17 protein-coding genes are annotated in these 26,404 nt (G+C 63.1%); 4 read left to right on the top strand and 13 right to left on the bottom strand.

What is annotated here, in order from left to right:
- Positions 1-120 precede the first annotated feature (120 nt).
- The 13 genes from J4G38_RS25450 to J4G38_RS25390 all read right to left on the bottom strand — a co-directional run bounded on the left by J4G38_RS25450 (position 121) and on the right by J4G38_RS25390 (position 15,423).
- A complete protein-coding gene (locus J4G38_RS25450; protein ID WP_210521642.1) occupies positions 121-1,125 on the bottom strand; it encodes a hypothetical protein in 1,005 nt (334 codons plus the stop codon).
- 116 nt (positions 1,126-1,241) lie between these two features.
- On the bottom strand, positions 1,242-1,481 hold the full coding sequence (locus tag J4G38_RS25445) for a hexameric tyrosine-coordinated heme protein (protein ID WP_210521641.1): 240 nt from the start codon (positions 1,479-1,481) through the stop codon (positions 1,242-1,244).
- Positions 1,482-1,519: 38 nt separating this feature from the next.
- The gene (locus J4G38_RS25440) at positions 1,520-2,002 is read right to left on the bottom strand and encodes a carboxymuconolactone decarboxylase family protein (protein WP_210521640.1); all 483 of its coding nucleotides are present in this window, start codon (positions 2,000-2,002) and stop codon (positions 1,520-1,522) included.
- Between the two features lie 30 nt (positions 2,003-2,032).
- On the bottom strand, positions 2,033-3,316 hold the full coding sequence (gene hemA / locus J4G38_RS25435) for a glutamyl-tRNA reductase (RefSeq protein WP_210521639.1): 1,284 nt from the start codon (positions 3,314-3,316) through the stop codon (positions 2,033-2,035).
- A gap of 64 nt (positions 3,317-3,380) precedes the next feature.
- A complete protein-coding gene (locus J4G38_RS25430) occupies positions 3,381-4,418 on the bottom strand; it encodes a catalase family peroxidase (RefSeq protein WP_210521638.1) in 1,038 nt (345 codons plus the stop codon).
- 279 nt (positions 4,419-4,697) lie between these two features.
- Complete coding sequence (locus J4G38_RS25425; RefSeq protein WP_210521637.1) at positions 4,698-5,516, bottom strand: alpha/beta fold hydrolase; 819 nt, start codon at positions 5,514-5,516, stop codon at positions 4,698-4,700.
- A 149-nt stretch (positions 5,517-5,665) separates the two neighbouring features.
- Entirely contained in the window at positions 5,666-6,496 is an 831-nt protein-coding gene (locus J4G38_RS25420; protein ID WP_210521636.1) for a universal stress protein, read from the bottom strand.
- A 73-nt stretch (positions 6,497-6,569) separates the two neighbouring features.
- Entirely contained in the window at positions 6,570-7,409 is an 840-nt protein-coding gene (locus J4G38_RS25415; protein ID WP_210521635.1) for an alpha/beta hydrolase, read from the bottom strand.
- A gap of 251 nt (positions 7,410-7,660) precedes the next feature.
- On the bottom strand, positions 7,661-9,928 hold the full coding sequence (locus tag J4G38_RS25410) for a histidine kinase dimerization/phosphoacceptor domain -containing protein (RefSeq protein WP_210521634.1): 2,268 nt from the start codon (positions 9,926-9,928) through the stop codon (positions 7,661-7,663).
- A gap of 58 nt (positions 9,929-9,986) precedes the next feature.
- A complete protein-coding gene (locus tag J4G38_RS25405; RefSeq protein ID WP_210521633.1) occupies positions 9,987-12,038 on the bottom strand; it encodes a sigma 54-interacting transcriptional regulator in 2,052 nt (683 codons plus the stop codon).
- Between the two features lie 552 nt (positions 12,039-12,590).
- Entirely contained in the window at positions 12,591-13,421 is an 831-nt protein-coding gene (gene kduI / locus J4G38_RS25400; RefSeq protein ID WP_210521632.1) for a 5-dehydro-4-deoxy-D-glucuronate isomerase, read from the bottom strand.
- Positions 13,422-13,447: 26 nt separating this feature from the next.
- A complete protein-coding gene (gene kduD, locus J4G38_RS25395) occupies positions 13,448-14,218 on the bottom strand; it encodes a 2-dehydro-3-deoxy-D-gluconate 5-dehydrogenase KduD (RefSeq protein ID WP_210521631.1) in 771 nt (256 codons plus the stop codon).
- Positions 14,219-14,391: 173 nt separating this feature from the next.
- Entirely contained in the window at positions 14,392-15,423 is a 1,032-nt protein-coding gene (locus J4G38_RS25390) for a LacI family DNA-binding transcriptional regulator (RefSeq protein ID WP_210521630.1), read from the bottom strand.
- A gap of 435 nt (positions 15,424-15,858) precedes the next feature.
- On the opposite strand from J4G38_RS25390, the gene J4G38_RS25385 reads away from it, so the two are divergent.
- From J4G38_RS25385 to J4G38_RS25370, 4 genes are all read left to right on the top strand, one after another.
- Complete coding sequence (locus J4G38_RS25385) at positions 15,859-19,137, top strand: choice-of-anchor Q domain-containing protein (RefSeq protein WP_210521629.1); 3,279 nt, start codon at positions 15,859-15,861, stop codon at positions 19,135-19,137.
- A gap of 59 nt (positions 19,138-19,196) precedes the next feature.
- A complete protein-coding gene (locus J4G38_RS25380; RefSeq protein ID WP_210521628.1) occupies positions 19,197-19,493 on the top strand; it encodes a PID-CTERM protein-sorting domain-containing protein in 297 nt (98 codons plus the stop codon).
- Between the two features lie 243 nt (positions 19,494-19,736).
- Positions 19,737-22,727, top strand: coding sequence for a substrate-binding domain-containing protein (locus J4G38_RS25375; RefSeq protein ID WP_226163860.1), 2,991 nt, complete (start codon positions 19,737-19,739; stop codon positions 22,725-22,727).
- A gap of 562 nt (positions 22,728-23,289) precedes the next feature.
- Positions 23,290-25,689, top strand: coding sequence for a glycoside hydrolase family 31 protein (locus tag J4G38_RS25370; protein ID WP_210521626.1), 2,400 nt, complete (start codon positions 23,290-23,292; stop codon positions 25,687-25,689).
- The last annotated feature ends 715 nt before the right edge of the window (positions 25,690-26,404 follow it).

Here is a 26,404-nt window from a genome sequence, read left to right as displayed (position 1 = left end):
GGAACAAAGACAGTTCGCCGAGCGGCGGATGCGGCGACCCTGTTAGGTTGGCCGGGCTTCGCTTTGCACTTAAAGGCCAAGGCGGTTCAAAAAAACAGGCCTGATGGCTTTCGGGGCTACTTATTGGTATAAGTGCGTGGCTGCCGGCTTTTGCAGGTCCTCCTGCCACCGGTCGATGTAGGCCAGCAGGTCCTTGCGCTCCGGGCTGGCGTTGAGCTCGCCGTAGCTGCCAAAAACGATAAGGCCCAGCGCAAGGCAGTGCGCAATGTCGAGCCGGAGCAGAACGCCCAGGCTAAAGCCGGCAATGAAATGCTGGCGGGCATCAGCAGCCATTTCAACGCGGTTGTCCACCCTTCGGCGGGCCAGCACAAACTGCTGCTCATTCGTGAACAGGATGGCATCGTCGGCCGAGTAAATCAGCAGGCGCGTGATGCGCAGTATTCTGAAAATGGAGTAATACTTTTTTTTCAGATTGGGATGGCTTTGCTGCGTTACCGGCGTATCCAGGGGCACGCCGTTGAGCACCATCCAGAGGGCGACGGCCTCGCCTTCGTCCAGGGCAAACGTGACCTGGCCGTGCCGGGCGAAGTCGCTGATAATGTCCAGCGCCTCGTCGACTTCAAAGGAAAGCTTTTTCTGGGGGTTCCCGAGGAAGAAGATGAATTCCAGGTCCGTCTTCCCCAGCGGTTTGATGACGTCCTGCAGCAGCCCATCCCAGAGGGCCGAAGCCGCGGTCAGGTTCGACCAGTCATCAAAGGCCAGGGTGCGGCAGTTTTGCAGCAGGGCCCGCAATTCGGTGATTACGGCCTCGTTCCGGAGGTAGCTCCATTGGTATTGTTCGCTCGCGCCGTTGTCCGGAATGGTAAGGTTAGCCAGCGCGGTCAGGTCGTGCCGGGCGCTTAGCGTGAGGCTGCGCACCCCCAGCAGCCGCAGTATCCCGGGCAATTCTTCCTCCTCAATGCCGAGCGGGGTGAACCGATGATTCGCGGCGAATGGGTTGGCCAGGTCATCGCCGCATAACCGGCTCATGTATACGCTTTTTGACACATCAAAGGCCTGGATTTTCGCCTGCAGGTCCAGCAGGATGGGGGCTGCATTCAGCATGTCCATGGCAAGATTTTCCATCACTAAGTCAGGTTAAGGTTCCATAAAAACATCCCAATGGCCCGTTTCAGGAGGCCTCATCAAAGGATAATCCCGGGTTGGGGCTGTAGCTCCGGCCGCAAGTCGTGCTCGCCCCTTTATTTCTTCCAGTAATTATTCGCCGCCGCGATGGTGGCAAACTCAAGGGCTACCGTGTGGGTCACGGCCAGCAGCATCATGGCGTCGTTGGCGTACACCTCCCGCATCTGTTCGCGCTTTTGCGCATCGGGCTGGGTGGCTTTCACGACGAGCCGGCTCATTGTTACCGCCAGCTGGCGGCCCTCTTCGGGCGTGGCGGTCAGTAGGGAGTTGTTGGGTACCAGGGTTATCGGGTCCATAATTTTTTTCAGAAAAAGGTGAGTAATAACAGGCCGGCTTACGCCGGCATCTTGCGCAGGGCGATGCCCAGGCGGTTCCAGGCGTTCATGGCCACCACGGCCAGCAGCACCTGGGCCAGGTAGGTTTCACCGAGCAGCGCCACGGCCTCTTCGTACACGGCATCCGCTACGTGGTGCTTGGTGATGAGCGTGACCTCCTCGGTGAACGCCAGGATGGCGCGCTCCTCGGCCGTGAAATAGGGCGTTTCGGGCCAGGCGGGCAGGGCGTGCAGGCGCTGCTCGGTTTCGCCATGGTCCAGGGCTTCCTGCGTGTGCATCATCAGGCAGAAAGCGCAGCCGTTGAGCTGGGAAGTGCGCACGTTTATCAGGTCCCAGTGCGTGAGCGACAGGCCCGACTGGCTCAGCTGCTTGTGCATGGCCATCAGGCCGACGTAGGCTCTGGGTTCCACGCTGGTCAGGTCGAAGCGCGGCTGCGGCACCACGCGCGCAGTGGCAGCGGGAGGTGAAAGGGGATTTTCCATAAAAAAGGGGAAGAAAGTGGGTGAATAAAATCAGGCAGTCGGTTGGCTTTCGACGGCAAAAAGCGCGCTCAGCTGCGCCATCAGTGGCCCGGCGTTATCGCGCTGGCAGGCCCGCTTCAGGTGCAGCACTTGCTGCTTCAGCACCTTTTGCATCAGCGAGCGGGTGGTGGCGTCGAGCAGCGTGGTTTCGGCGGGGCTGAGGCGCTTGCCGTAGCGGCCCAGCTCTTGCTGGCGCAGGTGCTCCAGGTGGTTTTTGAGCTGATGAATCAGCGGCGACACCCGCCGGGCCCGGCTCCAGGCCTGCAGCTCGGCCAGGCAGTCGGCGATGATGCCTTGCACCTGCGGCACGGCCGCCCGGCGTAGCTCCAGGGCGGCCGAGGTCTTGCTTTGGATGGCGTCGATGTTGTAGAGCGCCACGCCCGGCACCTGCGCCACGGCGGGGGCCACGCTGCGGGGCATGCTCAAATCCACGAACAGCTTGCGGCCCGGCCCCATCGTTGCAGCCACCAGTTGGGGCGTGAAAAACGCCTGCGGGCAGGTAATGGCCGAAATCACCACATCCGCTTCCTGCAGAGCTGCCGTCAGCTCTTCGAATTCCACGAGGCCCAGACGACACCCGGCGGCCAGCGCGGCGGCCCTGGAGCGGGTGCGGTTGCAGAGGGCCACGCGGCCAAATGGGTGGCGGGCGGCCAGGTGCCGGCACACGTCGGCCCCGATGCTGCCCACGCCCACCACCAGCACGCGTGGGCAGGCCAGGTGCGCGGTCAGCTCGGCCACCAGCTCCACGGCCGCGCCGCTGGCCGAGGCCGTGCCGCTGCGGAAGCTGGTTTCCTGCTGCACGCGCTTGTGGGCGGCAAACACGGCGTGCAGCAAGCGGTGCAGGAACGGGCCGGCCGCCTCGGCCTGCACCGCCCAGCGGTAGGCCTGCTTCACCTGGCCGATAATCTGCCAGTCGCCCAGCACCCGCGCCTCCAGCCCCAGCGCCACCGCAAACAGGTGCCGGGCCGCCGCCGACGCATCAGATATTACTTCGAAGTAGGGCCGCCACGCGGAGCCAATGGGGCAGTTTTTTAGCTGGCCCAGGGCCAGCATAATCTCGGGGCTGCGGTCGGGCCCGGCCGCGTAGTACACCTCCGTGCGCTGGCAGGTGCTCAGTACGAGCAAGTCGCTCAGGCCCAGTTCGTGGCGCAGGGTGCGCAACAGCTGGAGGCAGGCCACCTCATCAAGGGCCAGCTGCTCGCGGATGGCCAGCGGGGCGCGCTCAAACGACAGGCTGAGCGCCCGAAACGGATGCGCAAGGAGGGGCTGTGACATGAGGCCAGGCGGTGAAAAAGAGAGGCACGACTTGAAGGTTGCCGGCGAAATGGAGGAGCCCGGCTTACTGGCGTTCGCCCACCGAAATGGGGTAGGAACGGGCGCGGTCCACCAGCATCGGGTCGGCCACATTCACGCCATCGGGCACATTGTTGGGATTGAAAAACAAGGATTTGTCTTCCTCTACCGTATTGGGGGCCATATTTTTAATGCTCAGCGTGCCCAGCAGCACGCGCTTGCGCGAGTCGGGCCAGGCCACGGACGGGTTTTCGATGGCGTCGCCTTTTTCAGCTACCTGCGCGTAGAGCTTGAACGTAATCGGCTTTTCGGCCACGCGCTGCTTGATTTCGGTTTGCAGGTAGTCGGGGCCGGCCGTTGCGGCCTGGGCTCTGGTCAGGAAATGCTCCCCGGCATCGGGAATCAGCTGGTAGCGCACGAAATGCACTTGCCCGGCCTTGTTGGTGAATTTGAACGCATTGACCCCAAAGAAGCTAAGCGTGGCCCAACTGGTCGTGAGCGGCTTTTGGGTGGTGAGAAAGGTTTTGGCGACTGGATGCGTGGCCAGAAACTGCTGCAAGGGTGCGGCGTTGCCGCTGCCACTCGCCCCGATGGCCAGCAGCAGGCTCCTGAATTCGTCGGTAGTAGCCGCCGGGAAGCCGTTGAAGCTGTGCGCAACGATGTCGGTCGAGGCATTGCCCGGCAGCTGGAACTTGATGGCCATGCCCCGGGGCCGGGAAGCACCGACCGTATCGGGAATGTCCGGGATGCCGGTAAAGTCGGAAAAGCGCACGATGATGGGCAGCGTAGCGCCCTGCAAATGCGGCGCCCGCGTCAGGCTGCGGGCCTCGGGCGCCGGCGTGAAGCTGCCTTCCAGGATGATGCCCTTCGTGTGCACGGCGCGGGCGTGGTGCGCCCCAAACGCCGAATGGAACATGTCGACCATCTGAATCGGCGTAGCGGCGGTTTTCGATTCCACGCCCGCGTTGCCGTCCTGCGCGTTGGCCCGCAGCACGATACCGAGGAAGAGCGCGCTGGCGAGCAGCGCCGGCTTAAAACCAGCCGGGGCGAGTCGGCGGCCAGCAGGGAAGGACAGGATTTTCATGGGTCAGGGGTTTAAGAGGTTGAGAAATGGAGGGCACTGACCAGCGCGGAATTGCGCGCCGCGTAGCACCCATTTCCAAACCGTGTGCCGGGGAGCCGATGCCAGCAACCTAAATCAAAATGTGCCGCCGCATGGTGCAAAACCCGTTTTTGGACAGCTGCGCCTTTGGTTAGCAACGCGTTGGGTAAATGGCAGACTCCGGTTTTTTCGGAGTTAGCGGACTAATTTGGGGTAGCTCCAAAACCCCCGTAGTTATTCAGCTGGATGGTAGCTGCCCGGTTACCGGGCCAGCCCCAGCAGCACGTCGCTCACCTGGTCGGGCACGGACAAGAAAGGACAGTGGCTGCTGGTGAGCGTGTAGGTTTTGGTGATGCCCGCCGCCGCGACCATGCGCTTTTGCAGGCGCAGGCCCACGGCGTTGTCCAGGGCGGTGTGCACGTAGTACTTGTCCACTTTGCCGAAATTCGCCGCCGTAATGGTCACGGGGTTGGTAAAGGGAATGGCCGGTTCGGCGCGGTAGTTATCCGTCACCAGCTTTTTGGCCGCGTCGTTCCCATCCTGAATGAAGACGGGCACCAGGCGGTCGGGCCGGATATCCAGCGTCAGCTGGTCGGCCGAGGGCACCAGTGCCGCGCCCAGCTGCGAAGTGCTGTCGGTGGCTGCCAGGGCCACCAGCGACTGCCCGTTGGCCGGCAAAAAGGCCCCGATGTACACCAGCTTGTCGATGCGGGCCGGGATGCGCTCGGCCACTTCCGTCACCACCATGCCACCCAGGCTGTGGCCCACCAGAATCACGTTGTCGGACTGCGCCGTGATGGCGGCCACCACTTTGTCGCGGTAGGCGTCGAGGGTGAGGGTCGCGGGCGGAGTGGTATCGGCGCCGTGGCCGGGCAGCTCCACTACCAGCACCCGCTGGCCTTGCTGTTCCAGCCGCTGCTTCACAAATTGCCAGGCATAGGGGGCCTGCCAGGCGCCGTGCACCAGCACGAAAGTTTTGGGCGCGGGGGTGGGGGTTGTGTCATTGTCTTTGTCGGAGCATGCCCCCAGGGCGCTCAGCAAGACGACCACCAGCAAGGTGGCCACGCGGATAAGTTTCATGGGATTGACTTTGATGAAATGAATAATGAGTGAATGGGGGATAGCCCGGCCCGGCCACGGTTCCAGCCTCAGCAACTCTGGTGGGGGGCGTGTAAAACCCGTTAATACCCGGGCGTAAGCGTTAAGCCAAAAGCGTGCGGGGCGGGGGCCTAAATGCTGTAATCTGCCGCTGGCTCGTTTTCCCGCCGGAAGGTCAGTACCGGGGGCAGGGTGGGCGCGGCCTCGGCCGGAAGATTATCACCGGGCCCCAGCCAGCCTATGCCGCCGGCCCCCACGCGCAGCACCAGCATATCGGCCCGCATGTGCTGCACAAACTGCGCGATGCCTGTGCGCAAATCGGGGGCCGTGACGACGGCTAGCTCGCACCCGGCCAAGCCCTGGTGCTGCACCAGCAGGGCCAGCTGCTCCCGGAGCGTTTCCGGGGACTCCCCGGCGGTGGCCACATGCAATACGTGCAGCACGGCGACCGGGAACAGGACCTGCAGCCCGCGCAGCATCGGCCCCGCGTGCAGGGCCAGCGCCGAAAAGTCCGTTGGAAAAACCACCGTCTGCACCGGACCGGGACCGAGGGGGGCCTGCACTACCAGCACGGGGCAGGGCGCCATGCGGACCAGCCAATCCACGGTCGAGCCCGCCCGCCCGCCCCGGCCGCAGGTGGCCCCGATTATCACCACATCCGGGTGCTGCTGCGCGATGGCGGCCAGCAGCGCCACCCGGCGCGGGGCCACCTGCGTTATTTCCTGAATAGGAGTCTGCCAGGCGTGTTGAGCGGCCTCGCGCAGCAGGTGTTGCAGGTGGTCCTTAGCGGCTTGCAGTAGCTTCATTACAAATACTTCGGGCGCCGCATCAGCCGTTGGGGGCAGTTCCACGGCGTGCAGCAGGGTGATGCGCGCTGCCAGCGGCCGGGCCAGCTGTACGGCGGTGGCCAGGGCCCGCCCAGCGGCGCCCGAAAAATCGGTAGGAACCAGAAAGTGCTGCATAGCCCGTGGGCAGGTAGGGGGTGGGGAGAAGAGCAGTTGCGCATTATCCGCGCCGGGGGCGAATGGGGTAGGCTCAGTGCCCGGCTTCTGCCAACGCGGCCGGCTCCCCGGCGGCGGCACCATCTGCCCCGGCTAGCTGGGCCAGCCAGGTCAGGATGCACAAGGCATCTTCGCGCCAGCCGGGTTGGCCCAGCACGAAGTGGTTGCGGCCGGGCAGCTCCCGGTAGGCCGTCACGGAACCCGCGTGCTGGTAGCGCCGGTAGTTGGAGTAGTTCAGCGAGGCCGGAATGATGTGGTCGGTGCTGCCAGCCAGGAACAGCAGCGGCGCGTGGGGCTTCGCAAAGTCAATTTTGGCCGCCGCCGTCAGGCCATCGCGCGAGACGTGCTTCGACTCGGGAATGGCAAACTGCTCGTAGGCCGCGCGCTGCTGCGCCCGCGGCATGCCGTTGGTAAACGCGTATTGCCACTGCCGGAACGACATCATAAAGGTTTCGTTCACCGGCGTGAAGTAGCCCAGCGGCCCCCACACCGACCGGTAAAATGACCATTTGAACGTGATAACGCCTTGCGGCGCCACCGAATGAATGGCCACGCCCGCAGTGGCCAGGTCGCGTTGCAGCAGCAGCTGGGTCAGCAATCCGCCCATTGAATGGCCAATCAGGATGGGCTTTTCGGGTAGTTGGGCCACGATGTCCGCGTAGTACTCCGTCAGCTGGGCCAGGCGAATTGAGGCCACGCGGGCATCGGGCTGCCGGCTGCGCAGGGTGACAACGGGCGCATCCCTGAACGGCCAGGCCGGCACCAGGCAGGTGAAGCCGTATCCTTCAAACAACGTCTTCCATTCGTTCCAGCAGCTGCTGCTGACGAAGGCACCGGTGATAAACACGATGGTTTGGGAAGGATTGGTTTTCATGGGGCAGGAAATAAGGTGAGCGAACCTCCGCACGCGGGTTCGTTCCTGCCGTTTGCAAAACCGTGCCACCTCCCCAGGGCGCTTTTTAACCCATAATAATTTTGAACATATCGCTGAAAAACAAATAATTGTCCATGCGATGGGGCATTTAGGGCGCCCCAGTCAAGTTCCAGCTTTTTTGGAGAAACCCGAACGACTACAGATTATTCTGCCGACGGCTCAAACTTACCCACTCGGCCTCCGGCACCTGCCTAGCCCCGTGGCGCCAGTTCCAGCTGGTCAAATTCCAGCCTAATCTGCACGCCGTGGGCGCTGGCAACTTCCAACCGCCCCCCAATCTGCTTGCTCAGGCCCCGGATAAGTTCAAGGCCCAGCGTACGGGACTGCTGGGGCTCAAAATCGGCCGGCAGGCCCACCCCGTCGTCGCAGATGCTGAGCCGGAAATGGCCTGTCGCAGGCATCTCCTCCAGCCCGATACTGAGCCGCCCGCCCCGCCCCGCTGGAAAGGCATATTTCAGGGTATTGGTGATGGCTTCGTTCAGAATCAGGCCCACGGGCACGGCAAGGGCCACGTCCAGCTCCACGGCCGCCACAGTCAGTTCGGCCCGTACGAGGCCCTGGCAGTCAAACGACGCCAGCAGATGGTCCACGATTTCCTGAATATACGCGTCCATCGGCACCCCCGCCAGGCGGTTGCTCTGGTACAGCTTCTGGTGGATAAGGGCCATCGAATGCACCCGGTTGCGGCTCTCGCGCACGGCGGCCAGGGCCACGCCGTCTTTCAGGTATACCGCTTGCGAGCGCAGCAGGCTGCCGATGATTTGCAGGTTGTTTTTCACCCGGTGGTGAATTTCCTTCAGCATCCATTCCTTCTCTTCCAGCAAGCCGCTCTTCTCCGTCAGCAGCTTTTCGAGGAAGTGGTTTTGGGCGGAAATTTCGGTTTGCTGGGCCTCCAGCAGCCGGTTGTTGCGCTGCTTGAGGCGGTAGCGGTTGTAGCCCAGGCCCAGCAGCAGCGCCAGCATAAATACCCCCGCCAGCGAGGTGTTGCGCTGCACTTCTCGCTGCCTAAGGTTGGCTTGCTGCACCAAGCTTTGCTTGGTGAGGAGGGCCATGTCCTGCTCTTTTTTGCGGGTTTCGTATTGGATTTGCAGATTGGCAATCTGCTTGCTCTTGCGCTCGTTAAAAATGGAGTCGGTGAGCACCTGATAGCGCTGCTGGTGGGCAATGGCGGCCAGGTAGCGGCCCTGGGCCGAGTCGAGCTTGAACAGGAGTCGCTCGGTGGGGGCCTGGCCCGAAATGCTGGCCTCGGATTGCAGCGCCGCGGCCCGGCTCAGGTAGTGGCGGGCATCGTCGTAGCGCTTGGTCAACAGGTACACCTGGCCCAGAAGCGAGTATGCCCGCCTCAGCTTGGAGCCGTTGCCGGCCAGGGTTTTCCGGTTTGCCAGCAATTTAATTATTTCCAGCTCGGAGCGCTCAGCGGCGGCGTACTGGCGGTTGGCCAGGTAGCAGGTGGCCAGCATCTCCCAGCGGTCAATTTGACCGCCATCGGTCACCGGGAAATTTCTGGTTTGTTCCAGGGCCAGGGCCAGCGCCTGCTGGGGCTGCTTCAGTTTAATGAGGGCTTTGGCCAACGTGTTGACAATGCCGACGACGTCCGACGCATCGTGTTCGCGCTCGGCCCGCCGCAGGGCTATGCGGCAGTATTGCACGGCATCGGTCGGCTGGTTCAGCTCGTTGTAGAGGTTGGCTACCCGGCCGTAGAATAGGTTTAGGAACGTGGTGTCGCCCGTTGCCTGGGCGCTTTCGAGGGCCGCCAGCGCGTAGCGCAGCGCTTCCTGGAGGTTCCCCGCCTTGGCATTCACCACATTCAGTAAATCGTACGTGTAGTGGGGCCGGCCCAGGGTGCGGTAGCGCGCCAATACCTGCAGCAGCTCCTGCTGGGCCAGGTCCAGCCGGCCCTGGGTCAGGTGCTGGTCGGCAATGGCTTTGAGAATGAAGGCCGCCCGCTCCTCGTCGCCGAGGGCCTGGTAGAGTGCCAGGGCCCGCCGCAGGCAGGCAATACGGCGCGGCATGTCAACCGCCGAAAACGTGTACGTCGCCACCGAGTAATACCAGCCATCGGCCTCCAGGCGCGGGTCGGGCAGCTGTTGGCTGCGGGCCAGGCCCTGGGCAAGCAGCCGGGTTCCCCCGGGCACTTGGTTGAGGCAGAGCGCGACGTTGCCCAGCGCATATTGGCTCCGAATCTGGCCCCGCGCGTAGCCCAGGCGCTGGCTCAGCCGGGCCGCCTGCCGGGCGTAGGGGCCGGCGCTGTCGAGTGGAGTGCCCAGCCCCAGGTAGTCAGCGGTGAGGTTTTCGCTCAGGCGCAGCAGCAGGTCCACGCGCTGCCGGCCGGGGGGCGTGCGCCAGAGCTGCCGGCGCAGGCGGGCGGCGGCAGCGGCGGACAGCGTCGGGTACAGCGGCTCGGCGGCGAGCACCCCGCCGGTCAGCAGCAGCAGCAAAACGAGCAGGGCGCGGGGCATACGAAAGTGGCTGCGAAGAACAGGGCGGTGGGAAGCGGGGCCGCCCGGCGGCCCCTGCTCACGCCTCCGGCCCAGAGGAAGTAATCGTTTTGCGAATCCCCAGCTTTTCCATCCGGTATTCCAGCGTCGTGGGCTTGAGGTTCAGCAGCTCGGCCGCCCCGCCGCTGCCCCGCACCCGGCCGTTGGTTTTCACCAGGATGCTCAGGATGTATTCGCGCTCGGTTTCCTGCTGTATCTGCTTCACATCCAACAGGTCTTTGGGCGGCTGGGCCGGTTTTGGGCCGGTTCCCATCACGCCCGCGGCCGCGTTGGCCCGGGTAGATTCCGGCTGGAATAACGAATTGACCAGCGAGCGGCCCAGCTCCAGCGGCCACTGCCCGTCGCCGACGATGGTGGACTGTTCGATAATGTTTTCCAGCTCCCGGATATTGCCCGGCCAGGAATAGGCTGCTAGCTCGGCCAATGCTTCGGGGGCTATTCCCTTAAAAGCCCGGCCGATGTTGCGGGCCGCCTTTTGGGCGAAGTAGCTGGCCAGGGCCGGGATGTCGCTTGCCCGCTCGCGCAAGGGCGGCAGCGTGAGCGGAAACACCGCCAGCCGGAAATATAAATCCATGCGGAAGCGCCCGGCGCTCACTTCTTTTTCCAGCTCGCGGTTGGTGGCCACCAGCACCCGCACGTCGGTTTTGATGGGCGTGTTGCTGCCCAGCCGCTCAATTTCCTTTTCCTGCAGCACCCGCAGCAGCTTGGCTTGCAGCTCCGGCGGCAGCTCCCCAATCTCGTCGAGGAAGATGGTGCCGCCCCTGGCCAGCTCAAACTTGCCGATGCGCCGGTCGTACGCGCCCGTAAAAGCGCCTTTTTCGTGCCCGAACAGTTCCGACTCAATCAGGGAGGCCGGCAGGGCGGCGCAATTCAGCTTCACCAAAATCTTGTCGCGCCGGGCCGATAAGTTGTGAATAGCCCGCGCAAATAGCTCCTTGCCGGTACCGGTTTCGCCCAAAATCAGCACCGTAGTATCAGTAGAAGCCACCTGCGACACGTGGTTGAACACCCGCAGCAGGGCCGGACTGGTGCCGATGATTTCCTCGAAGTTGGCCGTGGTCTTCACCTCCTCCTGCAAGTAGGAGTTTTCCTGCCGCAGCTGCTCGCTGAGGCGGGCCACCTCCTCAAACGCCAGGGTGCGTGCCAGGGTCAGGGCCACGGGCTGCTCCAGACGGTCGAGCAGGGCCAGGTGCCGCGCCCGGTAGGCGTCGGGCTGACGGCTGAAAAAGGCAAGAATAAAGCGGCTATCCTGCCCTATCGCCACAGGCATGACCAGGGCCGACTCCATGCGCAGCGTTTTGGCAATGCTTTGGAGAAGCGGGTGTTGCCGGCACAGTACCGCGTAGGCTTCCTGGCTGTAGCAGCGGGGAGCCTTGAAGAGCTCGTTGGTTACTATCTGCAACTCGGGCAGGTGCGCCGCCGACAGGTTGAGGAGCCGCAGAAAAGCCTCCTGGTCCAGGGTCTGGTACTCGTCGAACCCCGTGCGGTAGTAGCGGTAAGTGAAAACGTCGTCGCCATGCTCATAGCGCACGGCCATCAAATCGAACCCGATAGGCGTTTGCAACAGGTGGGCCACTTGCAACAGCTTCTCGGGCCAGGGCTGGGACTGGGCCAGAACTTCGGAAAGAGCGATTTGAAGGATTTTTTCCTCGCGCAGCTGCACTTCCACTCGGTGCGCATGCCGGTAGCGCCCAATTTCCAGCGCCGTAAGCACATCCTTTTCCCGAAAAGGCTTTACGATATAGCCGCTGGGCTGGGTGGCGTTGACGGCTTCGAGCACGCTAGGGCTGTCGTTGGCCGAAAGGTAAATGAATGGGATGCCTTCTTCGGCCAGCGTCCCGGCCAGGTCGATGCCCGTCTCATTGCCCCTGAGATAGATGTCGAGCAGGACCATGTCGGGGCACTGCTGGGCCAGCTGCTGCCGGGCTTCGGTCACCGAATCGGCAATTCCGAGCACGCCATAGCCGGCCTCCAGTAGTAGCAGGCGCAAATCATTGGCAATGATATATTCGTCCTCCACAATCAATACCGTACAAGCGGCAGGGCGGGTAGCAGCAACCGGCTGGAGCATGGGGTGACGAGTTGGTTGAAAATTCTCGGTCTGCCGGGGCAGCAAGCGGCCAGCGTTACCGAATATACGGGTTTGGACGCCTCTGCCCGAACGGCGCAACGCCGGCTTGGCGGACTTTTCGTTCTGAATTCGGCAACTCGCCCACCGTCCGTGCCACAGAATCATGCCAATGCCACGGCCGGTTTGTGCCCGCTCACCGGGCCGCAAACTCCCTTATTCAGCCCAGTTTAAGCCGTAGGCCAACAAGCCCACCACTTCTAGCCGGCGAACACCGCCTCCAAAAAGGCTGGACAAATTTGAATCCCTCCAGTTTTTCTGGAGCCAATTGCTTAATGGCTACCTGCAAGCTGTAGTGCAGTTTGGCTTTTGACAGCTTTCAAAAGAAGGCGCTACCCGCTCGCCGCCCACTTGCGATTTCACGACCTGGCAGACATTCATTTCGACTAGGTGTAAAGTCCCAGGACAAGCCCGCCGAGCAGGACAAACTTTGCAAGGGAGTTCATCATCAGCGGCCATCTGGTCGGATAAGAGCGGGGTAGGGGAGCGCCATTGCTAAGCCAGCTCGTGCAGGGCCACGGCGTCCATATCGGTGTACTCGCGGTTCTCGCCGGCCATGCCCCAGACGAAGGCGTACGCGCTGGTGCCGCAGCCCGAATGGATGGACCACGGCGGGGAAATAATAGCCTGCTCGTTGCTCACCCATAGCGGGCGTGTTTCCTGCGGCTGGCCCATCAGGTGCAGCACGCGCTGGCCTTCGGGCAGGTTGAAGTAGAGGTAAGCCTCGGTGCGGCGGTCGTGGGTGTGAGTGGGCATGGTGTTCCACACGCTGCCGGGGGCCAGCTGCGTCAGCCCCATCACCAGCTGGCAGCTCTGAATGCCCTCGGCGTAGATGTATTTGTAGATGGTGCGGGCGTTGGCCGTTTCCACGGCCCCCATGGCCACCGGCGTGGCCTGAGCCTGGGTGCGCAACGTGGTGGGGTGCGCCGCGTGCGCCGGGGCCGAAAGCAGGTAAAACCTGGCCGGGTGGGCCGCGTCGTGGCTGCTGAATTGCACCTCCGCTGCGCCCCTGCCCACGTACAGGCAGTCCTGCGGGCCCAACTCATAGGCCATGCCATCCACCAGCACCCGGCCCGCGCCGCCTACGTTGAGGATGCCCAGCTCCCGGCGCTCCAGGAAGTAGTCGGCTTTGAGGGATTCCGGGCAGGGCAGCTCCAGTGGTTCGGTGCCCGGCATGGCGCCGCCCACAATCAGGCGGTCGTAATGCGAATAGACCAGCTGCACCTGACCGGGCTGGAAAAGGCCTTCAACCAGGAAGTTTTCCCGGAGCCCGGTGGTAGTGAAAGCCGCTACTTCCCGGGGGCTGCTGGCGTGTCGTTGTTGCATAGAATGGTGATAATAAATAAGCGTGTTTAACGGCCCATCCAGCCACCGTCGACGGTGAGGATGGTGCCGTGGATGTAGTCGGAAGCCGCCGAGGCCAGAAACACGGCCGGGCCCTGAAAATCGGCGGGCGTGCCCCAGCGGCCCGCCGGAATGCGGCTTAAAATGGCCTGGCTGCGGTCGGCATCCTGGCGCAGGGCTTCGGTGTTGTCGGTGGCGATGTAGCCCGGCGCGATGGCGTTGACGTTGACGCCCCGGCCGGCCCACTCGTTGGCCAGGGCCTTCACCAGCGAGCCAATGGCTCCTTTGCTGGCCGCGTAGCCCGGCACCGTCACGCCGCCCTGAAAGGTGAGCAACGAGGCCGTGAAGATAATTTTGCCGCGGCCCTGGCGCAGCATCTGCCCGCCAATGGCGCGGGCCAGCCGGAACGGCGCATCCAGGTTGATGGCCAGCACGTCGTCCCAATCGGCATCGGAGTGCTCGGCCGCCGGGGCGCGCCGAATGGTTCCGGCGTTGTTAATCAGAATGTCGATGCGGGGAAAGTCCTGCTGCACCCGCGCGATAAAAGCATCGGTTTGCGCGCGCTGGCTGAAATCGGCCTGGTACGCGGCGAATTCCCGGCCCAGAGCCCGGACTCGCTGCTCCGTCTCGCTGCCACTAAAGGGCAGCGAAGCCGACACGCCAATAATATCGGCCCCCGCAGCCGCCAGGCCCAGGGCCATTGCCTGGCCAATGCCCTTGTTGCATCCCGTGACCAAGGCGCGCTTGCCAGCCAGGCTAAAAGGCGATGTACTACTCATTATTCCCCCTTTTTGGTGTCTGAATTGGTTGCTCAGCCTTGCCGCCGGCAACGTTTTCTCACCAAGATTACGGGGCGGTCGTGACTTAAAAAAACAACTTCCCGGTTTAATTTCCGCAAGCGTTTGCGGAAGCGCTTGCGGCCAAAATTTTCCTGCGGATAGCTACGCCCGTCTCAATTGGAACCATTGCGCAACGACGATTCCCGGACCACCAGCTGCGTTTGGAGCACCTTGGTTTCGAGGGGCAGCTGCTCGCTTTCCGCGTTGAGCTGCTTGAGGAGCAGCCGGACCGTTTCGAAGCCCATTTCCTGGATGGGCTGGCTCACGCTGGTGAGGCCCGGCGACTGCAGGGCCGCGTACGGCTCGTTGTTGAAGCTGGCGATGGCCAGGTCCTCGGGAATCCGGATGCCTTCCTGCCGCAGCACGTACATGGCCGGAAACGCAATCCGGTCGCTCACTACCAGCAGGCCATCGGGCGCGGGGCGCTGGCTCATCAGCTTCAGGGTTTGCGCCACGGCATTTTCCGGGGTGAAGTCGCAGTGGAGCAGGTGCTCGGGGCGGGCGTGCAGGCCGTGCCGGGCCAGGGCCGCCTGGTAGCCGGCCACCCGCTGGTTGCTGATGAGCAGGTGCGGCGGCCCGGCCAGGAAGCCAATGGTTTGGCAGCCGTTGGCGATGAGGTGCTCGGTGGCATTGAAGGCCGCCGCGTGGTTGTCGATGACCACCTTGGAGGCGGCGATGCCCTCGGCGTAGCGGTCGAACAGTACGAGGGGAATGTTCTTGCGGGTCAGGCGCTCGATGTGCTCGTAGCTGTCCGTGTCGCGTGCCAGGGCAATCAGGAACCCTTCTACCTGGCTGCGCATCAGGTTCTGGATGTTGGTGATTTCGCGCAGGTGCGACTCGTTGGCCTGGCACACCAGCACGCTGTAGCCCGCCTGCATAGCCGCTTCCTCAATGCTGTTGAGCAGGGCCGAGTAGAAATGGTAGCTCAGGCTGGGCATGAGCACCCCGATGGTTTTGGTGCGGCTGTGGGCCAGGCTGGTGGCCAGCTGGTTGGGCAGATAGTCCAGCTCGGCGGCCAGCCGGTGCACGGCCGCCCGCGTATCGGCGCGCACTTCCGGCATGCCGCGCAGCGCCCGCGACACCGTGGACAGCGAAATGTTCAGCTCCTGGGCAATGGCTTTCAGGGTAACCGGGGTGTTTTTCATGCAGAGGAGGCAAACTGGATAATGACAAGATGAGGGCGGCGCGCCAGGCCTTCAGGCGCGGCCTGGGCCAGGGCGATGCTTCGGAGCGACAATAGGAACGTCAAAGGTGAAATAAAATAATTTAAAGACGAAATCTAACATCAGGGATACGCGCCGCAAGCGTTTGCGGCAACGCTTGCGGCAATTATTTTTCATTGCAGCGAACTTTATTGCCCTTAAAACTTGCCCTTTGGCCTTAAAGCTAGCAAATTAGGTGAAGCAATTCAAAGTAGTTCACTTCGATAGCTGGGCTTACATAAGCCATTGCCGATGTAAATGCAACATCAATACAGGTTGCATATTTTAACTTTTCCAATAAAAGCCCAGGGGTATGGAGTGGTTTTTCCTGCTTCTGCTGCGCTTCCGGTTTCTCCCAATTCCCACTTATTGTACCCCATGAAAAACCTTTTACTGACTGCGCTGCTAGCCCTGGCGGGCCTGTCCGGCGCGCACGCCACCAATTATTACGTGTCGGCCTCCGGGGGCACGAACACGACTGCCAACGGCACCGGCCTGAGTCCCACCAACGCGTTTGCCACCATCCAATACGCCGCCGACCTCACCAATCCCGGCGACACGGTGTTCGTGCGGGCCGGCACGTATGTGAACACGGGCACGGCCAGCGCCGTGTTCACGGTGCGGCGCTCGGGCACGGCGGCGGGTGGGTACATTACCTATCGCAACTACCCCGGCGATGCCCAAAAGCCACTGCTCCAGTTCAATACCTACTACGGGATTGGCTTCGCCAATACGGCCTCGTACATCCAGATTATCGGGTTCCGCATCCAGGGCAGCAACCGGAACATTAACCTGACGGCGGCTACCAACCAGCCCGGCGGCTGCGCGGCCAATGGCGTGGGCACCGTCGACCCGCTGTATAACGGCACCGGCATCTCCGTCATCGGGCGCGGGGCCCCGGCTAATGGCCACCCCAACCACTTGCTCATCCGCGGCAACGAGGTGTTTGAGTGCAGCCAGGCGGGCATCAGCGCCATCGAGGCCGACTACGTGACGATTGAGAACAACCTGGTGTACAACAATTCCTGGTACACCATCTACGGCAGCAGCGGCATCTCGGTGCTTAACAGCTGGAACTCGGACAACACCACCGGCTACCGCACCATTATCCGGGGCAACCGGGTGTTTGGAAACCAGCTGCTCGTGCCGTGGTACCAAAGCGGTGGCCGCATCTGCAAAGGCCTGACGGACGGCAACGGCATCATCATCGATACCAATACGACCTACGCATACGTGGGCCGCACCCTAATTGCCAACAACCTGTTGGTGGACAACGGCGGCGCGGGCATCGTCTTCTTCCAGAGCTACCACGCCGATATCATCAATAATACGCTGTACCACAACTCAAAAACCAGCTCCAATGGCGGGGGCGACCTGGTGGTGGCCTACTCCCAGGACGTGCTGGCGCAGAATAACATTGTTTCAACCTCCACTGGCAAAGCCAAGGGCACGGTCAAGTACAACACCGCCAACGTCGCGTTCAATTTCAACCTGTTTTTTGGGGGAAATAACTTGTCGGTTTTCAATAACACCGTCGGCGCCTACACCAATACCAACGTGGTGACGACGGACCCACAGTTTGTGAGCCCCGGCACTGATTTCAGCACCACTAATTTCCGGGTGCCGGCGAACAGCCCGGCCATTAACGCGGGCCTGAACAACCTACTGTCAACCACCGACGTGGCCGGTAATCCCCGCCTGGTGGGCGCGGCTCCCGACCTGGGTGCCTACGAATTTATGCCGGTGCTGGCCACGGGCTCCACGACCTGGCTGGGCAATGGCACCACAGACTGGAACACGGCCGCCAACTGGTCGGCCGGCGTGCCCACCGGCACCGTGGACGTTGCCATTTCGGCCAATTCCTCGCCTTACCCATTGATAACCAACGGCAACTCGGCCGTGCTGGGCCTGGCCATCGGCAGCGGTGCCAGCCTGACGATAAGCGGCGGCACGCTCGATGTGCGCGGCAACCTGAGCAACAGCGGCACCTTCAGCGCCACGGGCGGCACCCTGAACCTGAGCGGCACTGCGCCCCAAACCCTCGGCGGGACCGGCAGCACCCAGTTGTGGAGCCTGACCATTGCCAACCCGGCCGGCGCCAGCCAAAACGGGCCGGTGAGCATTCGCGGCGTGCTGGCCCCGGCCAGCGGCAACCTCACCACCAGCGGGCAGGCGCTGACCTTGCTTTCGGATGCCAGCGGCACCGCGTTGGTGAACAATTCCGGGACCGGCAGCGTGAGCGGCAATGCCACCGTGCAGCGCTACATCGACCCCAGCCAGAACGCCGGTTTGGGCTACCGCCACTACAGCGCGCCGGTGGCGGGCAGCACCGTGGCCGACCTGGCAACGGCCGGCTTTGGGCCGGAAGTGAGCCAGGCCAGTGCCTACAACGCCTCGGCCACGCCGGGCAGCACCACACCCTTTCCCACTGTGTTCGACTACGACCAGAGCCGGGTGACGCTCACCAACAGCTACGCGCCGTTTGACCGGGGCTTCGAGGTGCCCGCCAGCCTGGCCACGCCCTTGGCGGCGGGCCGGGGCTACGCGGTGAATATCGGGGCCGCGGAACTGGTGGATTTCGTGGGTGCTCTGAATAATGGCGACCTGCCCGTGGCGCTGACCCGCAACGCCGCCGGCTCGGCCAACGATACCGACGCCGGCTGGCAGCTGCTCGGCAATCCGTATCCGGCGCCACTCGACTACAGCCTGGTGGCCGCCGCCGACCGCGCCGGCCTCGATGCCGCCATGTACGTGTACGCCAGCGCCAGCCAGTACGGCGGCAGCTACCGCAGCTACGTCAACGGCATTGGCAATCCGGTGCTGCCGGTGGGGCAGGGCTTTTTCGTCCGCGTGAGCAGCGGCCAGACCAGCGGTTTGCTCACTTTCCGCAATAACCAGCGCCTGGCAACTTCGCCCGGCACGCCCTTCCAGCGCACGACCACTGACGTGCGGCCGCTGGTCCAGCTGGAGCTGCGGAGCCCCGGCGGCCTCACCGATGCCCTCTTCGCCTACGCCGAAACCGGGGCCACGCCCGCCTTCGACGCGCCCTACGACGCTCTGAAGCTGGCCAACACCACCGGCCTGAACCTGGCCGCGGTGGCCAGCACCGGCGAGGCCCTGGCCGTTGACGGCCGCCCGGCTTTCACCACCGCCACCGTGCTGCCCCTAAATGTAGCCGTGCCTGCGGCGGGCACCTACACCCTGACGGCCCTCGCCCTCAACAACCTGCCCGCTACCCTCGATGCCGTGCTCACCGACGCCGTGACCAGCCTGACCATTAACCTGCGCCAGCAGCCCGCCTATTCCTTCAGCGTGAGCGCGCCGCAGGCCGCCACCGGGGGCACGGGCCGCTTCACACTCCGCTTCGCCGCCCGGGTGCTGGCGACGGCCCCGGCCCTGACCGCCGCTGAGGTGACGCTCTATCCGAACCCGGCCCATGCGGCCTTCACCGTACTCGTGCCCGCCGTGGCCGGGGCCACTCAAGTGGAAGCCGTGTTGCTCAATGCCCTGGGCCAGGTAGTGCGCCGTCAGTCAGCGGCCTTGCCCGCCACCGGTGCCCGTTTCGTCGTGGATGCCGGCGGCCTGACGGCCGGTATCTACACCCTGCGCCTGCAAGCGGGCGCTGCCAACCTGACCAAGCGCGTCGTCCTTCAATAAACCAGCGGCCAGGCCCCGGAAGGGACCTGGCCATTGCACCGCTTCAATTCTCCAAACGTATGAGACAAGCCCTTTTTTCGGCGGCCTTCCTGGCCGGCATCTGGTTGCTGACCAGCGTATCAGCCCTGGCTCAGCCGGGCTCGGGTGGGCCGGCTCCCGGTGGTGCTCCTGCCACAGAAACGCCGCTCGATGGCGGCGCTTCGCTGCTGCTGGCCGGTGGGGTGGCCTACGCACTCCGCAAGCTGCGTCCCCGCCGGCAGGTGCACCAGCGTTATACTCGTCACGAAATGGCTTGCGAAAAGCAGGCGGATGTGGAGACGCATACTTGCGTCTCCTCGTTGAACGAAATCGCCTAAGCCGCGCTCCCGCAAGCCGTTCAACGACGAGACGCAAGTATGCGTCTCTGCCTCGTTCTCGCAACTCACTTCGCGATAAGTATACCCCCTGTTTTTACTTTAAAAATGCCGCCCGGCGGGCCAGGCATCGCCCTGGCCCGCCGGTTTGGCAAATATCGAAGCCGTACCAACCAGTAACGTTGATGGTAGCATTGATACCAGTACATTTGAAGTTCTTTACCCCCGAATCAGTACCCTTTTTGTATGCCCGGCTTGGCTTCATTTTCTGCTGCTAAGCGCGCTGGGCGGCTGGGATTGGGGCGGCGCGCGTTGCTGGTCTGGGTCTTGAGCCTGGGTTTGGTGGTGAGTTGCGCTCCCAACGAGCCCCGGCCCCGCGCCTACCGCATTGTGTTTGCGCAGTGCAACACCACGGGGGCCTGGCGGCGAGCCATGCAGGAGGGAATGCAGCGGGAGCTGAGCTTTCATCCCGAAGTGCAGCTGCGCATGCTCGATGGCCAGAGCAGTACCGAGCGGCAGGAGGCCCAAATCCGGGGCCTGGCGCCCGGAGAGGTCGATTTGCTGATTGTCACACCCTGCGGCACCAACCAACTGACCGTAACGGCCTCGGTGGAAGAAACCTACGACCGTGGACTGCCTGTGGTCGTGCTCGACCAACGGGTGAACTCCCGGCGCTACACGGCCTTTCTGGGCGGCTCCAACCTGGAAGTAGGGCAGGCTGCCGCGCGTTTTGCCGCCGGGCTGCCGCAGCGGCAGGGGCACATTATCGAAGTAATGGGGCTGCCCGGCACGGCGGCGGCAACCGAGCGGCATCGGGGCTTCGCTCAGGGTCTGGCCGCCTTTCCCGGCCTGCGGCTGGTGGGCCAGGTATCGAGCCGCTGGCAGGTCCTCACCGCGAAGCCCGAGCTGACGGCCCTGCTGCGCGCCCACCCGGAAGTCAACCTGATATTTGCCCACAGCGACGTGCTGGCCCAGGCCGCCTACCGGGTGTGCCAGGAGTTGGGCCGCACCAAGCAAATCCGCATCATCGGGGTGGACGGGCTGCCCGGCCCGCAGGGCGGCATCGAGCTGGTGCAGGACGGGGTGCTGGCGGCCACCATCCGGCAGCTGCCGGGCGGCGAGGAAGCCATTCGTCTGGCCCTGCGCATCCTCAACCACCAGCCGTATGAGCGCGAAAACGCGCTGGGCATTACCGTCATCGATTCGACCAACGTGTTGATGACGCGCCAGCAAACCGACCAGCTGGCCAGTCAGCAGCAGGATATTGAGCGGCAGCAGGCGTTAATGGGCGCTTTGCAGGCCACTTACGCCAGCCAGCACGCCCTGCTGCTGGGCCTGCTGGCGGCACTGCTGGCCGTGGCGGGCCTGGGGGCGCTGGCGTGGCGGGCCAGCCGGCAGCAGCGCCACCTCAACGACCAATTGGCCGTGCGCAACGAGGAAAACAGCCGCATCAACACCCAGCTGACTGCTCAGAACGAGGAAAATACGCGCATCAATGCCCAGCTGGTTACCCAGAACGAGGAGAACGTGCGCATCAATGCCCAGCTCACGGCGCAGAACGAGGAAATCAGTCGCCAGCGCAACCAGCTGGAGGAGCTGTCGGCCCAGGCCCGTGCCGATACCGAAGCCAAGCTGCGCTTTTTCACCAACTTCTCGCACGAGCTGCGCACCCCGCTCACCCTCATTCTGGGCCCGGTGGAAGAGCTGCTGACCAATCAGGCCGGCTTTACCGCCGCACAGCGCCACGACCTGGGCCTGGTACGCCGCAACACCCGCCGCCTGTTGCAACTGGTGAACCAGCTCATGGATTTTCGCAAGATGGAAGTGGGCAAGATGCCCGTGCGGGCCACCGAAGGCAACCTGGTGGACTTCGTGCGCGAAATCGTGGACGTGTTTGAGCGCCCGGCGCGGCTGCGCGGCATTCAGCTGCGCTGGCTGCCGGCGGTGCCGGTGCTCAGCGCATGGTTCGACCCTAATATTCTGGACAAAGTATTGTTCAACCTGCTGTCCAACGCGCTGAAGTTCACGCCCGAAAATGGCCAGATTACCGTGCGCCTCGACCCCGGCAGCGCCGACGACCGCACCGTGCGACTCAGCGTGGAAGACACCGGGCCGGGCATCAGCGACACCGACCGGGCGCATATTTTCGAGTGGTTTTACCAGGGCCGGGCCGGGGCAGGAGGGGGCGCGGCGGGCTCCGGCATGGGCCTGGCCCTGGCGCTGGGCCTGGCGCGGCTGCACCAGGGCCAGTTGGCGGTGCTCAGCCGGCCGGGGCAGGGCAGCACCTTCGAGCTAACCTTGCCTCGCGAGCTGCCCGCCGGGCTGCGGGCCCCGGCCCCGGCCGCAGTGGCTGAAACCGGCCTCGGCCCGACGCCCGGCAGCCAGTCCCGCCTCCTGCTGGAAGAAACCACGGAGCCGGCGACCGAATCCGCCGCCGCGCCGGCCCCGTCGCCCGAAGAAGCACTGAGCGACACCTTAGTCCTGGTGATTGAAGACAACCCCGAGGTGAACGACTTTCTGGTGCGCAAGCTGCGCGTCGATTTCCAGGTGCAGACCGCCGCCGATGGCACGGCCGGCCTGCGCCTGGCCACCGAGCTTATCCCGGACTTGGTGGTGTGCGACGTGATGATGCCCGGCCTCAGTGGCCTCGACGTGGTAGCCCAGCTGCGGGCCGACTGGCGCACCTCGCACATTCCGGTGGTGCTGCTTACGGCCCGCACCGCGCCCGAGCAGCAGGTGGAAGGGGTGCAGGCCGGGGCCGACCTGTACCTGACCAAGCCCTTCAACCCGACGTTTTTGCTGGAAAGCGTGCGCACGCTGCTGGCCAACCGCGCCCGCCAGCGCGAGCATTTCCGCCGTGAGCTGAGCCTCGACAAGGCCACGGTGGCGCCCACCCGCCCCGACCAGCAGTTCCTGGCCGACCTCACGGCCATCGTGGAAGCCAACCTGAGCCGCCCCGAGTTGAACGTGGACGACGTGGGCCGGAGCATGAACCTGAGCCGCATGCAGCTTTACCGCAAGGTGAAGGCCCTGCTGGGCACCGGCGTCACGGAATTCATCCAGAGCCTGCGCCTGGCCAAGGCCCGCCAGCTGCTGCTCGACGACACCCTGACCATCGCGGAAGTGGGCTACGAGCTCGGCTTTTCGTCGCCCGCGTATTTCTCCACCAGCTTCAAGGGCAAATACCAGATTTCGCCCTCCGAGTTCCGCGCCCTCCACACCACGCCGGAAGGGTAGGGGGGCGCTGTTAGTGCAGGAATTCAGGCTCCTTTGAACGGGGTAGAAATGCCCTGTCTGGCATGTTTATCTCTGTATATCGAGCTGATGAGTGTCGTAATGCTGATGCCGCCGGAAGGTGAGTGTTTTTGAAATGTGCTACAAAAGCGAAAGAATGCGCGGGCTCAGTAAAAATTAACTGCTTGACAGATAAAGTTTCGGCGCATTCGCAAGTCTGTGAAGGAATTGTGAATGATTTTGTGACGAATGGGAAAGCCGGGCCTTGGGAGATGAGTAGACATTTGTCACAAATCAACGCCACTCACGTCTTCGTCCGCCATCTTCTGCTTTGGGTGAAAGCTGGCCACCGGCCACTAGACCTTCACCGGGCATCAAGAGTTGCTTTTTTGGGGAGCCGTAGTCGACACCCACCGGCAAACTGGCATCCGGGTTGGGTTCGACAGGGCATTTCACTGGAAGGCGAGGAAAACGGCACTTAGCCGGGTATTGGGTGGCTACCGACACCGCCTGATGGTAGAGAGTTAGGCGAGCCCCTATCGTTTCAAATTCACCAAGGAAATTTATGAAAACACCTTTCGCCGCCCTGCTGTGCGGGAGCTTCCTGGCTGCCTCTGCGGCCACTGCCCAAACGGTACCGCCCGCTTACCAAACTCAGGGCCAGACCGTCCGCATCAAGACCAAAGCAGCCGACCTGCAAATCCAGGTATTCAGCCCGAATACCGTGCGCATTCTGCGGTTTCCGGTGGGTAGTAAGGCTACCAAAACCAGCCTGGCGGTGAACAAAACGCCGGACAAAACTCCGTTTGAAGTAACCGAAGCCAGCGGCGTGGTGGCCGTGAAAACGGCGCTGCTCACGGTCAGCCTGAGCCGGCAAACCGGCCTGGTCAGCTTCGCCACGCGGGGCGGGAAGCAGCTGTTGCAGGAAGGCGCGCCGGACTCCCTGTTCACCCCGACGACCGACAACGGCCTACCAGCCTACCACGTGCAGCAGCGCTTCCGGCTGAGTGCGCCGGAGGGCATTTATGGCCTGGGGCAGTTCCAGGACGGCATTATGAACTGGCGCAACCACGCGGTGAAGCTGCAGCAGGTGAATAAGTTTGTGGCCAACCCGTTCCTGGTGTCCACGGCGGGGTACGGCATTTTGTGGGATAACTACTCGGCCACGGTGTTCCGCGACAACGCGGCGGGGGCCTCGTTTTCGGCGGCCCTCGGCGAGTGCAGCGACTACTATTTCGTGTACGGCCAGACGATGGACGGCACCGTGGCCGGCTACCGCGCCCTCACCGGCGCGGCCCCCATGTTCGGCAAGTGGGTATTCGGCTTCTGGCAGTGCCGCGAGCGCTACAAAAGCCAGGACGAGCTGCTGGACGTGGTGAAAAAATACCGCGCCCTGCACGTACCGCTCGACAACATCGTGCAGGACTGGCAGTACTGGGGCACCGACAACCACTACTGGAACTCCACGGAGTTCGGCAACCCGAACTTCCCCCGGCCCCAGGCAATGGTGGACGCCGTACACGCCCAGAATGCCCACCTCATGATTTCGGTCTGGCCTTCGTTTGGCGATAAAACGGCCATCCATCAGGAGCTGAAACAGGCCGGCCTGCTCTACGATTTCAAGAACTGGCCGTCCGACGGTGGTGTGCGCGTCTACGACGCCTTCAGCCCCCAGGCCCGCGACATCTTCTGGCGCTACATCAACAAAAACCTGTTTGCCAAGGGCATTGACGCCTGGTGGCTCGACGCTTCGGAACCCGAGCAGATGGACCGCGAAGGCCGCATAGACTCCACCCAGACCGCATTGGGCACCTTCCGGCGGATGCGCAATGCCTTCCCGCTGCAAAACACCAAGGGCGTGTTCGAGCACCAGCGGGTGGCTTCCAGCACCAAGCGCGTGTTCATTCTCACGCGCTCGGCGTTTGCGGGGCAACAGCGCTACGGCGCGGCTACGTGGTCGGGCGACATTCAGAGCAGCTGGGAGGTGTTGCGCAAGCAGATTTCGGGCGGTCTGAACTTCAGCCTGGCCGGCATTCCGTACTGGACTACCGACATCGGCGGCTTTATTGCGGGCAAAACCTACCCGCTGGGCGTGGCCGACCCCGCGTTTCAGGAGCTGTACGTGCGCTGGTTCCAGTTCGGAGCCTTTTCGCCGCTGTTCCGCTCGCACGGCACCGACACGCCCCGCGAGATTTACCAATTTGGCCAGAAAGGCGACTGGGCCTTCGATGCCCAGGCCAAATTCGTGAACCTGCGCTACCGGCTGCTGCCCTACATCTACTCGCTTTCCGCGAAAGTCACGCGCCAGGGCTACACCCTCATGCGCGGCCTGCCGATGGATTTCACCGCCGACCCCCAGGTTTTCAATATCGACAACCAATTCATGTTCGGCCCGTCGGTGCTGGTGAGCCCAGTCACGACCGCGCAGTACACCCAAAAGGCCACCGATGCCACCCAGAAAGGCACTACCGATTTCAGCACCGTCAAAACCCAGGTGCTCTACCTGCCCCAAAGCGCGGGCTGGTACGATTTCTGGACCGGCGAAAAGCTCGCGGGCGGCCAAACCATCAGCCGACCCACGCCCATTGATGTGCTGCCGCTGCACATCCGGGCCGGGGCCATTCTGCCGCTGGGCCCGGTGGTGCAGTACGCCGCCGAGAAATCCACCGCCCCGCTGGAGCTGCGCGTCTACCCTGGGGCCGATGCCGAATTCACGCTCTACGAGGACGAAAACGACTCATACAACTACGAGAAGGGCGCTTTTGCCACCATCCCGCTGCGCTGGAACGAGAAGACCCGGCAGCTCAGCATCGGGAAGCGCACGGGTACTTTCCCCGGCATGGCCGCTACGCGCATCTTCCACGTCGTGTTTGTGCGCGGTGCGCACGGTGCGGGCATGGCCATCACCGCCAAGGCCGACCGCGTGGTGCAATACAACGGCACCGCGCTAGTGGTGAGCAAGTAACATGGGTGCTGCAAGTTCTCGTCACGGCGCTTTCGCATAGCTGGGCGGTGCTGTACGCCACCCCGTCGATGGGGTTTCCCGACAAGGCGTGGAGCAGTACCCCACTCAACCTGGGCGTGCTGTCCAGCACCCAATTGGTTTGGGGCAGCAGTACTGCGTTCCCTGCCCCGCTGGCTTGGCGGCAGGCAATGCAGTACTGTTGGTACACGGCCATCCCCGCAGCCAATGCGGTTTTTGCTTCGCGTCGCTGAACGAGTACCGCCGTTATCATTCCACGACGAAACGCAAAAATGCATTTCTGTTTCCTCGAACTGATTTTCTAATTGGCCTCCCTATCTGGCCATCCTCGCTATTGTTTTCCGGATAGGCGCTAAGCTGGTGAAAACAACGCTGCCTGAGGGTGAGCATTTTTGAAATCTGCTACAAAAACGAAAGGATGCGCAGGTTTTGGTAAAATTAAACTGCTGATAAATAAAGTGTTGGTTTTGTCGGGCGTCTGTGAAGGAATTGTGAATGATTTTGTGACGAATGGGAAAGCCGGGCCTTGGGTAGTGAGCGGACATTTGTCACAAATCACCGCCGCTCATGTCTTCGTCCGCCATCGTCTGCTTTGGAGAAACCCTTTGGGACGTGCTGCCCGCCGGCCGCCAGCCCGGCGGGGCGCCCTGCAACGTGGCCCTGCACCTGCACCAGCTCGGGCAGCAGGTGCAGCTCA

The sequence above is a fragment of the Hymenobacter terricola genome (assembly GCF_017921975.2).
Classification (GTDB): Bacteria; Bacteroidota; Bacteroidia; order Cytophagales; family Hymenobacteraceae; genus Hymenobacter; species Hymenobacter terricola.
This window is presented reverse-complemented; position numbering and strand designations above follow the sequence as displayed.